Source organism: Streptomyces sp. PT12 (assembly GCF_003311645.1).
Lineage (GTDB): Bacteria > Actinomycetota > Actinomycetes > Streptomycetales > Streptomycetaceae > Streptomyces.
Map to the genome: position 1 here is coordinate 1 of NZ_QEST01000132.1, position 819 is coordinate 819.

Here is an 819-nt window from a genome sequence, read left to right on the forward strand (position 1 = left end):
GCAGCGGCAGCACCTCCGACTCCGACGCCTGCACCGCCACCATCGCACCACCCTCCGGCAGCGCACCCATCAGACGACCACGGGCCGCCACCAGAGCGCACGCGTCGTCCAGAGACAACACCCCCGCGACATGCGCCGCCCCGATCTCGCCGATCGAGTGACCGGCGAGAAAGTCAGGGCTGACACCCCACGACTCGACCAGCCGGAACAGCGCCACCTCAACCGCGAACAACGCCACCTGCGCGAACTCGGTGCGACTGAGCAGGTCCGCGGCCCCACCGAAGGTCACATCGCGCAGGGGGCGGGTCAGTTCGCGGTCCAGGCGCGCGCACACGGCGTCGAACGCGTCCGCGTACACAGGAAACGCCTCATACAACTCCCGCCCCATGCCAAGCCGTTGACTGCCCTGCCCCGAGAACAGGAAGGCGAGCGAGCCGCTGGTCCTCGATCCGGTGATGAGGTGGGCGGCCGAGCGGTTCTCGGTGAGGGCGTCGAGGCCGGTGGTCAGCGTGTCGAGGTCACCGGCGAGGACGATGGCGCGACTGTCGAGTGCCGCGCGGCTGGTGGCCGTGGTGAACGCCAGGTCGAGCGGGCGGAGTTCGGGGTGGACAGCGAGGTGGGAACGTAGGGCGGCGGCCTGGTCGCGCAGGGCGGCGTCGCCGCGCCCGGAGAGCCGCACGGGGACGAGGGGGAGGGTCGGTGCGCTCGGCGGGGTGGGCTCGGCGGGGTCGGTGGTCGGTGCTTGTTCGATGATGGTGTGGGCATTGGTGCCGCTCATCCCGAACGAGGACACACCCGCCCGACGCGGCCCCTCCGACT

At 71.3% G+C, this 819-nt stretch carries 1 protein-coding gene; it reads right to left on the reverse strand.

What is annotated here, in order from left to right:
* Positions 1–819: acyltransferase domain-containing protein (locus DEH69_RS15230; RefSeq protein WP_147255595.1), on the reverse strand; the 819-nt coding region annotated here is incomplete at both ends.